Consider the following 16,705-nt stretch of genomic DNA (forward strand, 5'->3'; position numbering starts at 1 on the left):
CTTCAGGCCTCCAGGGCGAAACGGCTTCGCAATTCAGTCTCCCACGCACAGACCGAATCGAAGTCCTTGCCAATGACGAGATAGCGAAGTCTTCGATCCGTCGGCAAGGTGTTCGCCGTCAGGATGCAGCCCGTCCCTCGCTCCGCGTCATACTGAAGGCCGCTGTCGTGCAAGGCGAGGAGGGCCTGTCTGAAATCTGCGACGCCGGCGGTAATCCCGTTGTCGGCAAGCCAGACGCGCTCTTCTGGGAAATTCTTCGTGAGGCGTCGAACGAGGGTTTCGAGGTAGGTCCCTCCGGTGCGGCGGAAGTTTGTCTCGGTCGCAAGCAGTTTCCCGGCGCTGGTGAGAAGAAAGTCAACGTCGCAGATGCCCCTATAACCGGCCGCCCAGACGTGCGCGCCGAACCGCGCTCCATAGGTGGAGAGGCTTTGGCGCGTGGCGGCGTCCATGCTTTGCGGCGGAGTGACCGTTCCTCGCCAGGCGTTGTTCACGCTTCGCTGATCGCATGCGTAAAGTTCCTGCGGCCCCGAAGCCTCCACCCGCAGCTCGACGCTCGGGCAGATGCTGTGTTCATAATAGGTTTCGACCACAAAGTCGGTTGGTTGCTCGGCCCAGTTCGTCCGGATAAATGCTGCGACACGTTCGGCGGCGTCGCGACCCTGAAGCTGATCCCGCTCGAGTGTGTGGTTGCCGTAGCCGTTGGAACCCCTGTTGAACTTAACGATCACCCGCCCAGTTTCTTCGGCAAGCCGTTGTGCATGGTCCACAAGTGCCTCGATGCTCTGGCAGCGTGCTCCAGCGGGGATCGGGATTCCCAGATCGCGGGCGACGTTCCGAAAGCCGTCCTTAGTGTTCATGTGGTAGATCAGGTCGACGAGTTCATTTCGATGGGGATCTGCATAGCCTTGGATGCCGAGCCCCAGCTCCGCGAAGAGCGCGATTGAGGGTCGGTCCTGTGCGAACAAGACGGCTTCCGAACCCGGATGCTCGCGAACCCATGCACGCATGTGGCGCATGGCTACCTCGTCCTGCCGCAGCCTCTGTGCCAGATACTCGAGCACACCCCCCGAGGGACTGACGATTTCGACCAAGCGCGGTTCGAGCCTGAGCACGTCGCAGGCATACTCAAAGAACTCGGGATCCATCGGCCGGGGTAGCACGAGCAGGTCGCCGGGCTCCGCAAGCCAAATCTTGCGAATCGCCCCTGCCGTCAGGTTGCGTGCGTGGCCCGGCCCTGGCACCGTCGTCATCAACTCATTGACGAAGTTCGCGAAGAATAGTTTGCTCATGCCGGATCTCCTGTGTTCGCCATGTGCTGAACCGGTTCGGCCTCGTAACGGTGCCATGCGCCGGTATAGCTGCGGATTTCATGAAAGGTTCCGTTCGCGTCCGTGGCGCGGCGGATGAACGAATCTCCGATCGGCGACTTGCCGTGGCCTCCCGGAATGTCCAGGACATAGGTGGGCTGCATGAGGCCCGAGTGGTGACCGCGCAGGCCGCGCACCAGCTTTTGCCCTTCGCTGATACTGACGCGGAATTGGTCGGTCCCAGGAGCTGGGTCGAGGTGGTGGAGGTAGTAGGGCTTCACCCTTATCTCCACGAGAGCACGCAGCAACTCCGAAAGGCTTTCCGTCGTGTCGTTCACGCCCTTGAGCAGCACGGACTGACTGAGCATCGGGATGCCGCTGTCGACGAGCAGTCCGCACGCATCGCGCGCGGCGGCGGTCAGCTCGCGTGCGCTGTTCACATGCAGCACGACATAGGTCGCGCGGCCGAAGCTGCACATCGCCGCAATCAATTCGGCAGTGACCCGCTGAGGTTCCACCACGGGCACGCGCGTGTGGTAGCGCACGATGCGAATGTGCTCGAGCTCGCGTAGTCGCCCAGCGATTTCGCCCATTCGCCTAGGCGACTGGATCAGCGGGTCGCCCCCGGTGATGATGATCTCGCGGATGCCGCGCTGCGCAGCGAGGTAGGCGAACGCCGCGTCGAGTTGACTTGCGCCGAGGGTGCTGCCCTTGCCTGGGCCGACTGCCTCGCGCCGGAAACAGAACCGGCAATAAACAGGACAGGTAAGAACCGGTGTCAGCAGAGCCCGGTCGGGATATCGGTGAACGATGCCTGAAACCGGGCTGTGCGCCTCATCACCAATGGGATCGTCACGCTCCCATTCCTTTCGGATAAGTTCTGATTCGGTGGGAATGAATTGCCGCGAGATCGGTCCGTCGCCACCTTCGGCTTGCACCAGCCTGCTAATCGTGGGTGTGAGGGCGATCGCGTATTGGCTCGCGACCTCCTGCAATGCGGGCAAGGCCGAACGTTCCACCAAACCCGCATCGAACAGCCCTTGGACTGTTGCAATGCGCACGCCTTGCTCGTCTTGCTCATGCATCGAATGCTCCTTTATGGTAAAGCCGCGTGTATCTTAGGCGACATAGCAGCTCTAGCACAACTTCAACCGAAGGATTAATCCTTCGGTTGCAATGACGGCGCGAGCTTGGCCCTATAAGATGCGGCGTGTCCAAGCCCTCAAGCGTGGTGACAAGGGAGCAGTAGCAAATGTACAGCAAGGCGACATGTGAACTGGCCGTGATAGGTGGCGGCGTCATCGGTGCAGTGACGGCCTATCTTGCGCGTGCGACTGGCGACTACAACTCTGTCGCCCTCGTCGATCGGGCCGGCCTGGGCAGCGGCGCAACCCGATACTCGGCCGGGGTCGCACTTCCATACGGCGCATCCGCCTTGGTCCGCGGCGCCTCGGTCCAGGCAATGTCGTCATACGCCGGTCGTCTCTCCGCATTGGTTGCGCCCGCGGCGACCATCACGCCGTTCTTCGTCGTATTGCCGCCCGCGAGCGCCGCGCCGCCATGGAATGCATTCCATGGCGGCGCGGCGCGTGAGATTCCGCGTGTCGATGTGAAGGCCTTGCAGGCGAGACTTCCGATGCTGCAGTTGAAAACCTGGGACTTATTCGAGTACGGCTATTGCGTACGGTATGACGCGCAGCGATTGATGGACGAACTCAAACATGCGCTGCGTCTGATGGGTGGCGTCCAGATTCGAGAGGGTTGCGAAGTCCGGGCAATCCATTGCGACGGCAAATGCCTTGAGCTGGAGGGGATCGCGACATCGACTGTGAGTGCAGGGCGCGTGTGCGTGGCAACGGGTCCTTGGATGCCGTCCAGACTCCCCGAATGCACGGGCTTGCGCACCAAGCGGGTGGTGGCACTGAAACTGGCTGGTTGCCGCGCGCTGCCGGGAACGATCTTCGCTCCTACCCTGGATGTTTTCGTCGCGCCAAACCCGGGCGGGGAGACGGCGATTCTGAGCTATCGCAGCGAGAAGTGGGACGTCGAACCTGGTTCCCAGCAAGCATGCGTGAGTGACGAAGACGTGGCCCATGCGATGCGCGCAACGGAGGGCCTACTCTGTGACATCGATGTTCGCGTTATTGGAGGACAGGCATTCGTCGATGCCTATCGCACACCGGCCGATCCTTGCGCATTCCGCGGCCGTGAGCGCGGTCTCGTTTTCGCGGGCGCATGCGGAGGATCCGGCATTCGTTTGGCGCCCTCGATCGCACAGCAGGCATTGCGCCTCTTGTGCGAGCCGCCGCTAGGCGACGAACTTACGGCCACAGAACCATCTTGGCGCGTCGAGCATGAGGTGAAGATCCTGTCATGTTAAGTCAGCAGGCGCACGCCATAAACGAAGAGGCGTTCCTTCGGGAGACCTTGCGCACAGGACACGTGCTGAGTATCGAGGACATCGAGCTCGCGCAGGCCGCTGCCGCCCAGGAACTGTCTGTCATCGAGGGGGAAGGGGCGAGCGAATCTGTTGAGGATATCTTGCCCGTACTTGCGGGGCTCGCGGCCGCGGCGAACCGGGACCCGATGGTGGTGAAAACCCTGCTGTCCGCGTTGCTACCGATCACGTCGTTTGGTCACGAGGCGCTGTCGACGTCGATGAACCCGACCAACTACCTCGTGCCACGCGCGTACGAAAACTATCGGCTGTTCAGGAATTACTCGCCGTTCGGCACCGCAGGCGGCGCTCTGCGCCGTCTCCACGATGTATTCGGCGTGCGCCGGCACGTCGTGTTCGACGGCCCCCCCGCAGGCATTGATGTGCAACTGTGGCGCCGCATCCGGGTCACCGCGCTGATGTGGCGTGCACTCCCGCACTTTGAGCCTGTTCCGGGTGAATTGTGCGACGCGTTCGAGATCTACAGCAATCTATGTGACGTCCTCCTGAGCTTTGAACCCCACGCAAAAAAAGCGCCGCAATTCAGATTCTTGCGTGCGCCGGGCCTGTCGCTCGGTCGTTCGCACGCATCACGCGCGGCGAAGCTGCTTGTCGCGAGTCTCGGTGCGCTCAGAAACGCCGTTGAGACGCCGCGTTCGGTGACGGAGCGGCTCGCGGAGGTGATCAGCCGAAATGCGACCTATTCGGTAGGCCACCATCGGAATGCATTTATCCATGGCAGATGCCTGGACGCGCTGTTGGGCGACGAACAGCTCGACGCGATTGCATTTCTGCACTCCATGCGGTCCACGCGGTGGTTCCGAAGGGACGAGGTCACTGGCGAGATGCCGTTCTTCCGCGACCTCGTTGCGTTCGGGCGCCCGATGTACGGCGTGTTCAGCCGCGAAGAAATCGCCCTGTTCAGGCAATGGGCGGAACAGGAAGAAGACGTCGCGCCCGAGGTTGTGGCGCCCAGCCTCCGGTCGCCGCGCGAGGACGTGTTTCTCGGCGAAGCAAGCAGCAAGCCGCCGGTCGAAGCCTGGGCCACTCAGTCTCCTTCAAAAAAATTCAGGCACCTTGCCGGTGAAGGCGCGTTGGCTCGCGCCCATCTGGGTGGCATGAGCCAGGAACTCGAGCAGATCCTGCGGCTCGGCGACGAGTTCGTGCCTGATTCTGACTACGACAGCGCTTTGGATTTCTTCGAATACTCCTCGGCGACGATCCGCGCGAGGATCGATAAGGTTCATGCGGTACAAGGCATCGTCGCCGCGAAAATTTTCGAACGGCCGCACGCGAAGGAATTGCATGAGGTCCAGGCACTCCTAGCGACCGCAGCGCCGCCCGCCATGATCGACGGCGCGTGGCTGTGGGGCGTCATGAAGTACTGCCCGTTCGATGAGCTGACAACTGCTCCACTTGCCGAGATATTCGACGACGAAGTCGGCAACGGAAGGATCGAACAGAACCACTCAGCAATCTACGCCGACTTGTTGCGGGAGGCAGTCAGTTCGCCCGAATCGCTCGTCCGGATCACTTGCGCCGATGATCCCCGCGTGCGTCCCGAGTGGTACGCGATCGCGAATGCTCACCTCCTTTTTGCACGACTGGGCCATCTGCACTTTCCTGAACTACTCGGCTGGACTTTGTCCCTGGAACTCGTCGGCCTCGGAGGCATCTTCCATCGAATGGCCGGGACGCTCGAATCCTTCGGACTTGACCCGGCCTTCTACCGCCTGCACGTATCAGCAGACAACCTGGGATCGGGTCACTCCGGCAAAGCACTCTCCGCCGCAATCGAATACATGGACCGATGCGTACTCGCAGATGGCAGCCGCCGTGCCAATCAAACGTGGCGGCGAATCTGGACCGCATTCCGTGCCTACCGCGCTCTGGAGGCACGCCTCTCAGGCGACAAGGCGCTTCAGCCGAAACCTGCCCTGAACTGACAAGGAGCACCGATGCAAGTCCTACGAGACATCGTCGAGCTGCGGAGCCATCTCGCAGCGTTTCGCCAACCCGCCTTTGTGCCGACGATGGGCAATCTTCACGATGGGCATATCTGTTTGGTCCAAAGGGCGAAGACTTTGGGCGACGTCTGCATCGCCAGCATTTTCGTGAATCGGATGCAGTTCCTGCCGCACGAGGATTTCGACGCCTACCCCCGCACCGTGGAAGCCGATTGCGCGAAGCTGCGGGAGGCAGGATGCGACGTCCTGTTCGCGCCGCAAGAGAGCATGCTGTATCCGGAGCCGCAGGTTTACAAGGTTGTCCCGGATCCGAGGCTGGCCGAAATCCTCGAAGGCCGGTTCCGCCCAGGTTTTTTTACTGGCGTCTGTACGGCCGTCATGAAACTCTTTGCGTGTGTGCAGCCCGGTGTGGCCTTCTTCGGAAAGAAGGACTACCAACAACTGCTTGTAATTCGGCAGATGGTGCGGCAGCTGGCCCTTCCGATCGAGATCGTCGGCTGCGAAACCAGTCGGGCTGAGGACGGGCTTGCGCTCTCGTCGCGCAACGGTTACCTAAATTCTGCCGAGCGCGCCGAGGCCGTCCATCTTTCGCTGACCTTGCGGGCCGTGGCCGTGTCGGCGCGCGAGGGTGGGCAAGACTTCGAAGCGCTCGAACGTCGCGCGACGGAGCAGCTTGCACTTCGGGGTTGGCAGCCAGACTACATCGCAATCCGCAGACGCGCCGATCTCGGGATGCCGGACCCAGGTGACGCCCTCGTCGTGCTCGCCGCCGCGCGCCTGGGCAAGACTCGCCTGATCGACAGCATTGAGATTTTATGAGCACACAGCCAATGATTCGAACCGTCCTCGCCGGCAAGATCCACCGCGCCACCAATACGCATTGCGAGCTGAATTACGAGGGCTCCTGTGCGATCGACGAAGACCTGCTCGACGCGGCCGACATTTACGAATTCGAACAGATCGACGTCTACAACATCAACAACGGCGAACGCTTCTCCACCTACGCCATTCGCGCGGAGCGGGGGAGCGGCGTGATGTCGCTCAACGGCGCCGCGGCACGCAGGGCATGCGTAGGTGACCTTGTAATCGTTGCTGCGTATGGGCACATCGAGCAGTCGCGAATCCACGATTTCCGGCCCCACGACCAAAGTAACCGACGAGTTTTCATGCGTGATCACGTCCCGGTGCAAGCGGCCGTGGCAGCATGAGTTTTGGGAGCAAACTTATGGAGCAATCCCCGTATCAGAATCTGGCCGCAGATTGTGCGCCTGCAGTGAAGCCGCTCGCCGTCACTTTGCCCCGCCTGAAGCAGATGCAGCGCGAAGGCGAGAAGATCACGATGCTCACCGCTTACGACGCGACGTTTGCTGCGCTAGCCGATGACGCCGGCGTCGACTGCCTGCTCGTTGGCGACTCGCTCGGAATGGTGTGCCAGGGCCACGAGAGTACTGTCCCGGTGCGACTGGAAGATGTGCGCTATCACACCGAAGCAGTTGCCCGCGGAACACGGCGATCGGGCGGGCGGCCATTCCTGCTTGCGGACATGCCGTTCGGCTCCTATGGGGGAAATCCCAACCAGGCGTTCGCGAACGCATGCGTACTCATGCAGGCAGGCGCACAGATGGTCAAGCTGGAAGGCGACGGGTGGACAGCGTCGATCGTGGAATTCTTCGTATCGCGGGGCGTGCCTGTCTGCGCGCACCTCGGGCTCACTCCTCAGCACGTACATGCCCTAGGTGGCTATCGGTTGCAGGCGAAAACCGACGAAGCAGCTCGCCAACTGCTGCTGCAGGCGCGCGAGCTTCAAAGCGCTGGCGCCGGTTTGCTCGTTCTGGAAATGGTCCCGGCCAGCGTTGCGCAAAATGTCACCGAAATGCTGACCGACTGCCCCACCATCGGGATCGGCGCTGGTTCTGCGACGGCGGGCCAGGTCCTCGTGCTCCACGACATGATCGGTGCAACAACGCGCAGGATTCCGAAGTTCGTGCGCAATTTCATGGTCGGGACGGGCTCGCTGCCAGACGCGTTGAGGTCCTATGTGGCCGCCGTGAAGAGTCGGTCGTTCCCGATCGATGCTGAGCACGCTTGGTAAGGTGCGCTGGCTCCTCATCGTTTCGTGTGGAAACCGTGACTGTTCAGCCTCTCGAACACGAATCGGTGATACTCGCCCCATGCTGACACCTTCCGACACTTCAATGCTGAGTCACGAGGAGAAGGATGCATTGCTCCAAGAGAAGGACGCATTGCTTGAGCACAAGGATGCATTGATTGGACAGTTGGTCGTTCGGGTCCAAGAATTGGTCACTCGGGTCCAAGAGTTGGAATCGCGTCTGTCCAAGAACAGCCACAACTCAAGCAACCCCCCATCGTCTGATGGTCTGAAGAAGACGCAGTCATTGCGTCGCAAGTCTGGCAAACGCCCAGGTGGGCAAGTCGGTCATACCGGCAAAACGCTGCGCCAAGCGGCGGTTGCAGATCACGTCGTCGAGCAAAAATTGCCTGAGCGCTGCGATGCCTGTCACGCAGCATTGCCTGTAGCCCAAGCGCAAGTACAGGAGCGTCGTCAGGTGCTCGATATCCCCGTTGCCCGCCATGAGGTCACGGAGTACCGAACGCTGAGCCTGGTCTGTCAGTGCGGCAAATTGCACGAGAGCCGCTTTCCCGAGAAGGTGACCGAGCATGTGCAGTACGGTCCCAACATACGTGCCGTAGCAGTGCACTTCACACAAGGTCAGCTGCTGCCGTATGCGCGCACCAGCGAGTTGATGGCTGACCTGTACCAGTTGGACATCTCACCGGGCACACTGCATGGATGGACGCGCGAGGCCGACGCGTTGCTCAGCCCCTCGGTCCAAGCCATAGCGCAGCAGGTGAGCCAATCGCCTGTGGTTCATGTCGATGAATCGGGTCTGCGCGTACAGGCCAAGTTGCAGTGGCTGCACACCAGCGTCACCCCGACGCACACTTGGTATGGCGTACATGCCAAGCGGGGCATCGAGGCAGTCAATGCGTTCGGTGTTCTGAAGGACTACGCCGGCGTGCTGATGCATGACTGCTGGGCGCCATACTGGCTGATCCAATGCGTGCATGCGCTGTGCAATGCGCACCTGCTGCGCGAGCTGACCTTCTTGGTCCAGAGCAGTGGTCAAGCTTGGCCGCAACGCATGATGGACATGCTGCTGGCAGCGCATCGAGGCTGCGAACGGGCTCGCACACAGGGAATCACTGCGGTGCAGTCACGCCAAGTGCTGCGTTGGATAGGACGCTACCGTGCCCTGTTGGATGAGGGGCAAGCGCTCAACCCGCAGCGCGTCAAGGAGCAGGGCCAACGCGGACGGGCCAAGCAGTCGGATGCGTTCAATTTGCTGCGACGCCTGCGCGATCATGAGCAAGAGGTGCTGCGCTTTGCGCGTGACCTGTCGGTGCCTTTCACGAACAACTTGGCCGAGCGGGCCATCCGCATGCCCAAGGTCAAGCAGAAGATCTCGGGTTGCTTTCGCACCTTTGCCGGGGCGCAAAGCTTCTGCACGATCCGCTCCTATGGAGTTTGTTGGTAGCGGCTGAATAGTTACGCTGCCAGCAGTTCGGCGCAGGCCGCATCCGGTAGCGCCCTGGGGACACTCACGTCTGCGGCATGTAGATCTGTGCGTAGCCCGCGCGCAATGCCGAGGTGATCTGGTCAAGGCGGCGATCGATGTGCTTTTCGAGGATCGCGACGCAGGCCGTGTCGTTGCGTGCCTTGAGCGCCTGCAGGGCCGAGAGATGCTCCGTTTGCGTCAGCGTCCGGTCGCAGCGTTCCATGTCGATCCAGCGCACGAGGTGGATGCGTGCGTTGAGGTTGCGCAGCACGCGCAGCATCTCCGGGTTGCCCGACAACGCGATCAGGCGCTCGTGGAAGGTCTCGTCGAGTTCGACGAGTTCGTCGGTCGATCGGTTGCCGGGGGCTGGCCCGGTGCTGCCCAGGAAGCCAAGCAGGTCGTCGATGTCCTGATCCTTGGCGCGCCCGATGGCCAGGCGGATCGCCGCGACTTCGATCGCCTTGCGGACTTCGTAGAGCGAGAAAATCTCGTGCACGTCGAGATCGCGGCAGAAAAATCCCTTGCCCGGGACGAAGTGCAGCAGGCCTTCGGTATTCAGGCGGTGCAGCGCCTCGCGCAGCGGCGTGCGACTGACGCCGAGCCGCTTGGCCAACTCGCCTTCATTCAGCCGCTCGCCGGGCTTGAACTCGTAGCCAATGGCCATGGAGCGCAGCTGCCCGTGGACCAAGTGGACGACGCTGTCTTTCGCGGCTTCTCGCAAGGCATTCTCCCTTTGTATTTCGTGTGTGCCAAGGCGCGCATTGTCAGCCAAAGGCGCGCGGCCTCAGGCCGGCATGGAACCAGGTGATCATCGAGTAGATGTCGTACACGGGCATGTTCACCGCGGCCTGCAGCGCCGCGGCATACGGCGGCATGTTCGTGCATTCGAGGACGATCGCGCCGACCTCGGGATGGCGCTCGACCAGCGCCTGCCCGGCGTCGAGGACGTCCTGCTCGGCCAGTGCGACGTCCATATCGTCCTTCTCGGCCCGGATGAGCACACGGAAGAATTCGCGACCGTTCTCGGTGCCTTCCCTCGGGATGTCGCACGGCACGCCGGCGGCTCGCAGGTGCGCCGGCGTCAGCGCGGAGCCGCTCACGGTCACGATGCCCACGCGCTTGCCGGGCGGCAGCGTCGCCTGCACCCAGGGCACCTGCATCAGCGATGAAGTAGCCACCGGCACGTTCGCCGAGGCGGCGAGTTCCTGCTGGAACAACGACAGGAAACCGCAGTTGGTGGTGATGGCCTCGGCTCCCTGGCGCACCAGGTCCTGGGCCGCATCGATGAAGTCCGGCAGCAGGCCCCGCGCGCCGTCGAGCACGACCTTCCCGGGGCTCGCGCCGCGGACCACCTTGTAGAGCACGGGAAAGGGCCAAGTCAGGCCGTTGCCCATGTCGCCGGGAATGCGGGGAAAGCGCGCTTCCAGCATCAGGATGCCCAGCGGCGCACCGTACACGGCCCTGCCGCCGCGCGCGATGCTGGATCGGGAGGACTGCGTCATCGGAGGAGCTTTCTGCGGTCGTTGTGTCTCAAGCGAAGCGTCGCGGGTCGAACGGCGCCAGCGGGATCTCCGGCGCGCAACCGGATAGCAGTTGCGCGACCACGCGCGCGGTGCGCGCCGACCCCACGAGCCCGACGTGGCCGTGACCGAAGGCGTACACGATGTCGCTCGAAGCGCGAGCAAAGCCGATGCATGGTCGCCCGTCGGGCGTGCTGGGCCGGTGCCCGAGCCAGTTGTGCAGCCGATCCCGCGGGAACTCGCGCGGCAGCGCCGGGAATATGCTGGGCAGGTGATCCCGCAGGATATCGGCGCGGCGCCAATCCGGCGCGGCACCGAGGCCGGCGATCTCGACTTGGCCGGCCACGCGCAAGCCTGTCTCCATGGGCGTCGCGATGAGCTTGCAGTCCGACACCATCAGCGGCAGCTGCGGCATGACCTCGGGGCTTTCCACGACCACGTGGTAGCCGCGCTCGCTCTCCAGCGGCACGCGGTCTTGCGCCCGCGCAGCCAGCGCCTTGGAGTGCGCGCCCGCGGCCACCACCGCTGCATCGCAGGCAACCTCGGTGTCGTCGCAGCGCACGGCCTGCAGCCGCCCGCGCTCGATGTGAAAGCCGGTTGCTCTCGCGGACACCCACTGCGCACCGAGCGTGCGCGCATACGCCACGAGCGCGGCGACGTAGGCGCCCGGGTTGCGGCAATGCCCCGCCTCGGGAACCAGTACGCCAAACTGATAGCGCGGGTGCAGTGCGCGTTCCTGCCGGTGCAGTGCAGCGGCGTCCAGTTCCAGCCAGCGAACGCCGTTATCCCGCCGGATCGTCCAGGCGAGCGCGTCCGCTTCGAAATCCGCCCGCGACGGATACACGTGCAGCAGCCCGCGCCGTTCGATGAGCTGCGGGACGCCCGCCTGCCGCGCCAAGCCCTCATGCAGCGCCGGTGCGTCAACCAGCAGGGAGCGAAGCGCACGGGCCGTGGCCGCGATGCGCGCAGCCGTCCAGCCGGCAGCGATGTACCGCAGCAGCCACGGCGTGGCCTGCGGCAGGTAATTCCAGCGGATGGCCAGCGGCCCCAGCGGGTCCATGATGAGGCGCGGCAGCCTCCTCCAGACCCCTGGCTCCGCGGGCGGGATGACCGAGTGCGATGACAGCCAGCCTGCGTTGCCATAGCTGGCCGCCTGTTCACCGCCCGGCAGTCCCGGGTCGAGCAAGGTCACGCGCAGGCCCGCGCGCAGCGCCTCGATGGCGCTGATCGCACCGACGGCGCCGGCGCCAATGACAACGACGTGGCGGTTCATGCGTCATATGGTACTTGACTGAATACAGGACATGAATCAGCATCTGAATACAGGAGTTGGATAGACCCGTTCCACTGCTTGCGCGGAGATCACTGATGAATCGCAGAAACGCTCTCACTTCGACCGCCCTGGCGGGCGCTGCCGTATTGGCTACCACCGCTTCGTCGCAGGGACTCGCTCAGTCCGCCTCCGGCGTGGCGAGCGCTTCCGGATCAACGCTCGAGCGCGTGCGCAAGAGCGGCGTGCTGCGCATCGCCGCCATCGTGGGTCAGGCCCCGTACTTCAATAAGGATCTGCTCACGGGCAAGTGGACGGGCGCCTGCATGGACATGGCCAACGACATCGGCGCCAAACTCGGCGCCAAGGTGGGGGTTGTCGAGACGACGTGGGGCAACCAGATATTGGACTTGCAGGCCGACAAGATTGACTTGGCGTTTGCCGTCAATCCGACGCCCGAGCGTGCGCTGGTCATCGATTTCGCGTCACCGATCCTGATGCACTCGTTCACTGCCGTGACGCGCAAGGGCTTTCCCAAGCCCGCGACTTGGGAGGATCTGAGCAAGCCGACCGTGCGCATCGCCGTGGATCTCGGCTCGACGCATGAGTTGATCGCCCGCCGCTACGCGCCCAAAGCCAACATCGTCGGCTTCAAGAACCGCGACGAGGCGGTGCTCGCCGTCGCGACGGGCCGCGCGGACTGCAACGTCGTGCTGGCTATTCTTGCGCTGCCGATGCTCAAGAAAAACCCGGCGCTGGGCGAGATCGCCATACCGCGCCCGAGACTGACGCTGCCGAGCAATCTTGGCGTGCGCATCGATCCCGACAGGCGTTTTCGCGACTTCTTGAGCGTGTGGACCGACTACAACCGCTCGATCGGTCAGACGCGCGAGTGGCTGCTCAAAGGCCTCGCGGAGATCAATGTGACCGTGGCTGACATCCCTGCGGAAGTGCAGTTCTGAGCACCGGGCCAGCATGGCATACGTTTGGGACTTCAAGGCGCTCGAGCCTTACGCGGGTCTCATCGGGCGGGGCTTGCTGGTCACCATCGCCTTCACGCTCAGCACCGTGCTCGCGGGCCTGGTGCTTGGTCTTGCGGTCGCAGTGGTGCGCACCAACGCGCCGCGCTGGCTGCATGTGCCGGTGATCGGCTACGTTGAGTTGTTCCGCTGTACGCCGTTGCTCGTGCAACTGGTATGGATGTACTACGCGCTGCCCGTGCTGGTCGGCGTTGAGATGTCGCCGACGATGGCGTGCTTTCTTGCGCTGTCGCTCTACGCCGGCTCGTTCTACGCGGAAGTGTTCCGCGGCGGCATCGAGGCGGTGGATCGCGCTCAGTGGGAGGCGGGCATGGCCGTGGGTATGCGCCGCGGGCGGATCTTCCGTCGCATCGTGTTGCCGCAGGCGGTGCGCATGATGATTCCGGCCTTCATCAACCAGACCGTGCTGCAGTTGAAGAACACCTCGCTCGTATCCACCATCGCCGTAGGCGACCTGCTCTATCAGGGCTCGGTGATTACCGCCGCCCTGTATCGACCGCTGGAGGTCTACACCGTCATCGCGGTTCTGTACTTCGCCGTGCTGTATCCGCTCACCGTGGTCGCGCAGCGCGTCGAGCGGCGCCTCGGAGTCCACCGATGAACGCCGCTTGCCCGATGCTCCAGGCCACGCAGATCCACAAATCCTTCGGTGCGCAGCCGGTGCTCAAGGGCGTGTCCCTCTCGGTGAACAAGGGCGAGGTGGTCACGCTGATCGGTGCAAGCGGCTCGGGAAAATCGACCTTTCTGCGCTGCATGAACCTGCTGGAAATACCGCAGTCCGGTCGGCTGCAAGTCGGCGCGCATGGGTTCGATTTCAGCGCAAGCGGACGTGCACCGGGCGACGCTGCGCTGACCAGACTGCGCCGCGACATCGGCATGGTGTTTCAGCACTTCAACCTGTTCCCGCACATGACGGTGCTGCAGAACATCGTCGAAGCGCCGGTGCAGGTCAAGGGCATGGCGCAGGCCGAAGCGGCTGCGCTGGGCCGTGACCTGCTGGCGAAGGTCGGTTTGGCGGACAAGGCGGGAGCCTACCCGAGCCACTTGTCTGGCGGGCAGAAGCAGCGCGTGGCCATCGCCCGCGCGCTGGCCATGAGGCCGGACGTGATGCTGTTCGACGAGGTCACGTCCGCGCTCGACCCCGAGTTGGTCGACGAGGTGCTGTCCGTCATCAAGCAGTTGGCGGGCGAGGGCATGACGATGGTGCTGGTCACCCACGAGATGGCCTTTGCCGCCGAAGTGTCGGATCGCATCGGCTTCATGCTTGATGGCGTGATGACCGAGATCGGCGCGCCCGCCGAGATCATCCGCAATCCCCGCAACGAGCGCCTGAAGATCTTTCTTGAGCGCTTCCGGCGCAGCGCCGTGTGAGCTGCTCGAACCCCATGAACCCGGAGACCGCCCCGTGATGAAGATGAATGGCGCAGAAGCCGTCGTGCGCATGCTGCAACTCAATGGAGTGAAACACATTTTTGGCCTGTGCGGGGACACCAGCCTGCCGCTGTACGACGCGATGGCGCGCCTGGACCACGGCATCGACCACGTCCTCACGCGCGATGAGCGCAGCGCCGGCTACATGGCGGATGCCTATGCGCGCGTGACCGGCAAGGTGGGTGTCTGCGAGGGCCCAAGCGGGGGTGGCGCCACCTACCTGTTGCCCGGTCTGGTGGAAGCGAACGAGTCGTCGGTCGCGGTGCTGGGCATCACGTCCGATGTGTCAGTGGGGTCACGCGGCAAGTATCCGCTGACCGAACTCGACCAAGAGGCTCTGTACCGTCCTCTGACGAAGTGGAACGCGACCGTCGATCGTGCCGACCAGATTCCCGGCATCGTGCGCGCCGCGTTTCGCGCGATGACCACCGGCAAACCCGGCGCCGCGCACATCTGTCTGCCCCATGACGTGCAAACGCACGCGGTCGATTCTGCCGACGTCTGGGCGCAAGAGGGCCACGATCGCTTCCCCGCGATGCGCTCGGCGCCAGATCCGGCCGACGTCGAGCGGGCCGCGGAGAAACTCGTCGCCTCGCGCTCACCGGTCATCATCTGTGGCGGCGGCGTGGTCATCTCCGGCGCCAGCGCGGCGCTCGACACGCTGGCGACGCAACTCAACGCGCCGGTGTGCACGACGATCAGCGGCCAGGGCAGCCTGGCCGACACGCACCCGCTCAACGCCGGGGTGGTCGGTGCGAATGGCGGCGTCCTGGCCACGCGCGAGATCGTTGCCGCCGCAGACACCGTGCTCTTCATCGGCTGTCGTGCAGGCTCGACGACGACTGAACACTGGCGTTTCCCTTCGCGCGACGCAAGAATCCTGCACATTGACGCCGATCCGATGGTCATCTCGGCCAACTACCGCACCGACGTCGGCTTGGTCGGCGACGCGCTGCTCGCGTTGCACGCGGTGGGTGCGGCCGTCGAACGGCGCATCGCGCATCGGCCCGCGGAGCACGCCGATGGCCACGCCCTTGCTGCCGCCGCGCGCGAGGCCAAGCGTGCCGCGTTCGCGCCCTTGGCGGCGTCGCTGGACACGCCCATCAAGCCCGAGCGAGTCGTCGATGCGCTGAATCGCCTGCTGCCCGAGAACGCCATCGTGGTCGCCGACCCGGGAACGCCTTGTCCGTACTTGTCTGCCCACTTCAACGCGCATCGACCGGGTCGGCACTTCATCACCAACCGGGCCCACGGCGCGCTCGGCTTCGCACTGTCCGCGGGCATCGGCGCGTCCTTCGGGCGTCCCGACGCGGTGGTGGTTTCGGTGATGGGCGACGGCAGCTTCGGCTTCACCTGCGGCGAGATGGAGACCCTTGTGCGCTGCAAGATAGCGCTGAAGATGATCGTCTTCTCCAACTCGGTGTACGGCTGGATCAAGGCCAGCCAGAAGGCCAGCTACAACGGGCGCTACTTCGCCGTGGACTTCACCCGCACGGACCATGCGCGCGTCGCCGAGGCCTTCGGCGTCAAGGCCTGGCGTGTGGACGATCCATCGCGGCTGGACGCAGCGCTCAAGGCTGCGCTGTCGCACGACGGCCCGGCACTGATCGACGTGATCGCGCAGGAATTGCAGGACACGGCTGCTCCGGTGAGTCAGTGGATGGGTTGAGGCCGCTTCGTACGCTCTGTCTGAAGCCGACTCTGTCATGGTCGAGACATGGCTCGGTAGATCGCCGTGGATGCACTGGCCATAATCCGAGCGCCAGTGACTTGGCCCTTAGCCAGGGACCAGAACAGTGGTCTGACCCCATACCCGCCACACCGAAAGGAATACCATGAAGATCATCCCGCTTGCCGTTGCGTTCACACTGTGCCTCTCAGCCTTGCCTGCCATGGCAAAGTACGTAAAGGGCCACAGCAGAAAAAGTGGCACCCATGTGAGTTCGCACCATGCGACAAACCGCGATGGCACCACATCCAACAACTACAGCCACAAAGGCAACGTAAACCCGCACACTGGCCAAAAAGGGACAAGGAACAATTGAAGTTGGCCAGTTCCTCTGGGCACCCCGTCGGGCAGGCGCACGAAGCCGCTGCGATGGCCAGCGCGGTGCGCAGATCAACGCTCTTGGGTTTGCCCGGTGCTGCGGTTCAC

General features: G+C 63.5%; 16 protein-coding genes. 11 read left to right on the top strand and 5 right to left on the bottom strand.

All coding sequences use genetic code 11. From position 1 onward, the window contains the following. Positions 1-2: 2 nt before the first annotated feature. Both D5041_RS15530 and D5041_RS15535 read right to left on the bottom strand, forming a co-directional pair. Positions 3-1,289, bottom strand: a complete 1,287-nt coding sequence (locus tag D5041_RS15530; RefSeq protein ID WP_265285166.1) for a preATP grasp domain-containing protein — start codon at positions 1,287-1,289, stop codon at positions 3-5. Next, entirely contained in the window at positions 1,286-2,392 is a 1,107-nt protein-coding gene (locus tag D5041_RS15535; protein WP_265285167.1) for a lysine-2,3-aminomutase-like protein, read from the bottom strand. The genes D5041_RS15530 and D5041_RS15535 overlap by 4 nt, the downstream gene beginning before the upstream one ends. A 167-nt stretch (positions 2,393-2,559) precedes the next feature. Here D5041_RS15535 and D5041_RS15540 point away from each other — a divergent pair, with 167 nt between their 5' ends. From D5041_RS15540 to tnpC, 6 genes are all read left to right on the top strand, one after another. Beyond that, positions 2,560-3,687: an NAD(P)/FAD-dependent oxidoreductase gene (locus D5041_RS15540; RefSeq protein ID WP_265285168.1), complete on the top strand. Its 1,128-nt coding sequence runs from the start codon at positions 2,560-2,562 to the stop codon at positions 3,685-3,687. After that, a complete protein-coding gene (locus D5041_RS15545; RefSeq protein ID WP_265285169.1) occupies positions 3,681-5,690 on the top strand; it encodes an iron-containing redox enzyme family protein in 2,010 nt (669 codons plus the stop codon). The genes D5041_RS15540 and D5041_RS15545 overlap by 7 nt, the downstream gene beginning before the upstream one ends. A gap of 12 nt (positions 5,691-5,702) precedes the next feature. Beyond that, on the top strand, positions 5,703-6,530 hold the full coding sequence (gene panC / locus D5041_RS15550) for a pantoate--beta-alanine ligase (RefSeq protein ID WP_265285170.1): 828 nt from the start codon (positions 5,703-5,705) through the stop codon (positions 6,528-6,530). Positions 6,531-6,541: 11 nt separating this feature from the next. Next, a complete protein-coding gene (gene panD, locus D5041_RS15555) occupies positions 6,542-6,919 on the top strand; it encodes an aspartate 1-decarboxylase (protein WP_265285744.1) in 378 nt (125 codons plus the stop codon). A gap of 17 nt (positions 6,920-6,936) precedes the next feature. After that, complete coding sequence (panB, locus tag D5041_RS15560; RefSeq protein ID WP_265285171.1) at positions 6,937-7,803, top strand: 3-methyl-2-oxobutanoate hydroxymethyltransferase; 867 nt, start codon at positions 6,937-6,939, stop codon at positions 7,801-7,803. Positions 7,804-7,882: 79 nt separating this feature from the next. Next, on the top strand, positions 7,883-9,268 hold the full coding sequence (gene tnpC / locus D5041_RS15565) for an IS66 family transposase (RefSeq protein WP_265285172.1): 1,386 nt from the start codon (positions 7,883-7,885) through the stop codon (positions 9,266-9,268). 64 nt (positions 9,269-9,332) lie between these two features. Here tnpC and D5041_RS15570 read toward each other — a convergent pair whose 3' ends face one another. Genes D5041_RS15570 through D5041_RS15580 form a run of 3 tightly spaced genes read right to left on the bottom strand, consistent with a single transcriptional unit; the run spans position 9,333 to position 12,082 of the window. Continuing rightward, positions 9,333-10,010: a GntR family transcriptional regulator gene (locus D5041_RS15570; protein ID WP_265285173.1), complete on the bottom strand. Its 678-nt coding sequence runs from the start codon at positions 10,008-10,010 to the stop codon at positions 9,333-9,335. Between the two features lie 43 nt (positions 10,011-10,053). After that, entirely contained in the window at positions 10,054-10,791 is a 738-nt protein-coding gene (locus D5041_RS15575) for an aspartate/glutamate racemase family protein (RefSeq protein WP_265283125.1), read from the bottom strand. A 28-nt stretch (positions 10,792-10,819) separates the two neighbouring features. Then, positions 10,820-12,082 (bottom strand): NAD(P)/FAD-dependent oxidoreductase, encoded by a 1,263-nt coding sequence (locus tag D5041_RS15580; protein ID WP_265256673.1) that lies wholly within the window; start codon positions 12,080-12,082, stop codon positions 10,820-10,822. Between the two features lie 95 nt (positions 12,083-12,177). On the opposite strand from D5041_RS15580, the gene D5041_RS15585 reads away from it, so the two are divergent. From D5041_RS15585 to D5041_RS15605, 5 genes are all read left to right on the top strand, one after another. Beyond that, the gene (locus D5041_RS15585) at positions 12,178-13,041 is read left to right on the top strand and encodes a transporter substrate-binding domain-containing protein (RefSeq protein WP_265256674.1); all 864 of its coding nucleotides are present in this window, start codon (positions 12,178-12,180) and stop codon (positions 13,039-13,041) included. 13 nt (positions 13,042-13,054) lie between these two features. Beyond that, on the top strand, positions 13,055-13,720 hold the full coding sequence (locus tag D5041_RS15590) for an amino acid ABC transporter permease (protein ID WP_265285174.1): 666 nt from the start codon (positions 13,055-13,057) through the stop codon (positions 13,718-13,720). Next, entirely contained in the window at positions 13,717-14,490 is a 774-nt protein-coding gene (locus D5041_RS15595) for an amino acid ABC transporter ATP-binding protein (RefSeq protein ID WP_010103049.1), read from the top strand. Before D5041_RS15590 ends, D5041_RS15595 begins: the two co-directional genes overlap by 4 nt. 34 nt (positions 14,491-14,524) lie before the next feature. After that, a complete protein-coding gene (locus D5041_RS15600; protein WP_029554196.1) occupies positions 14,525-16,219 on the top strand; it encodes a thiamine pyrophosphate-binding protein in 1,695 nt (564 codons plus the stop codon). A 166-nt stretch (positions 16,220-16,385) separates the two neighbouring features. After that, positions 16,386-16,595: a hypothetical protein gene (locus D5041_RS15605; protein ID WP_138927822.1), complete on the top strand. Its 210-nt coding sequence runs from the start codon at positions 16,386-16,388 to the stop codon at positions 16,593-16,595. The last annotated feature ends 110 nt before the right edge of the window (positions 16,596-16,705 follow it).

The organism is Verminephrobacter aporrectodeae subsp. tuberculatae (genome assembly GCF_026127385.1).
In the GTDB taxonomy this organism is placed as follows: domain Bacteria; phylum Pseudomonadota; class Gammaproteobacteria; order Burkholderiales; family Burkholderiaceae_C; genus Acidovorax; species Acidovorax aporrectodeae.

Bases quoted from the DNA above. Each gene is read 5' to 3' on its own strand.
- tnpC (WP_265285172.1), top strand. From the start codon at position 7,883: ATGCTGACACCTTCCGACACTTCAATGCTGAGTCACGAGGAGAAGGAT.
- D5041_RS15540 (WP_265285168.1), top strand. From the start codon at position 2,560: ATGTACAGCAAGGCGACATGTGAACTGGCCGTGATAGGTGGCGGCGTC.
- panB (WP_265285171.1), top strand. From the start codon at position 6,937: ATGGAGCAATCCCCGTATCAGAATCTGGCCGCAGATTGTGCGCCTGCA.
- panC (WP_265285170.1), top strand. From the start codon at position 5,703: ATGCAAGTCCTACGAGACATCGTCGAGCTGCGGAGCCATCTCGCAGCG.
- D5041_RS15605 (WP_138927822.1), top strand. From the start codon at position 16,386: ATGAAGATCATCCCGCTTGCCGTTGCGTTCACACTGTGCCTCTCAGCC.
- panD (WP_265285744.1), top strand. From the start codon at position 6,542: ATGATTCGAACCGTCCTCGCCGGCAAGATCCACCGCGCCACCAATACG.
- D5041_RS15595 (WP_010103049.1), top strand. From the start codon at position 13,717: ATGAACGCCGCTTGCCCGATGCTCCAGGCCACGCAGATCCACAAATCC.
- D5041_RS15535 (WP_265285167.1), bottom strand. From the start codon at position 2,392: ATGCATGAGCAAGACGAGCAAGGCGTGCGCATTGCAACAGTCCAAGGG.
- D5041_RS15575 (WP_265283125.1), bottom strand. From the start codon at position 10,791: ATGACGCAGTCCTCCCGATCCAGCATCGCGCGCGGCGGCAGGGCCGTG.
- D5041_RS15585 (WP_265256674.1), top strand. From the start codon at position 12,178: ATGAATCGCAGAAACGCTCTCACTTCGACCGCCCTGGCGGGCGCTGCC.
- D5041_RS15545 (WP_265285169.1), top strand. From the start codon at position 3,681: ATGTTAAGTCAGCAGGCGCACGCCATAAACGAAGAGGCGTTCCTTCGG.
- D5041_RS15590 (WP_265285174.1), top strand. From the start codon at position 13,055: ATGGCATACGTTTGGGACTTCAAGGCGCTCGAGCCTTACGCGGGTCTC.
- D5041_RS15530 (WP_265285166.1), bottom strand. From the start codon at position 1,289: ATGAGCAAACTATTCTTCGCGAACTTCGTCAATGAGTTGATGACGACG.
- D5041_RS15580 (WP_265256673.1), bottom strand. From the start codon at position 12,082: ATGAACCGCCACGTCGTTGTCATTGGCGCCGGCGCCGTCGGTGCGATC.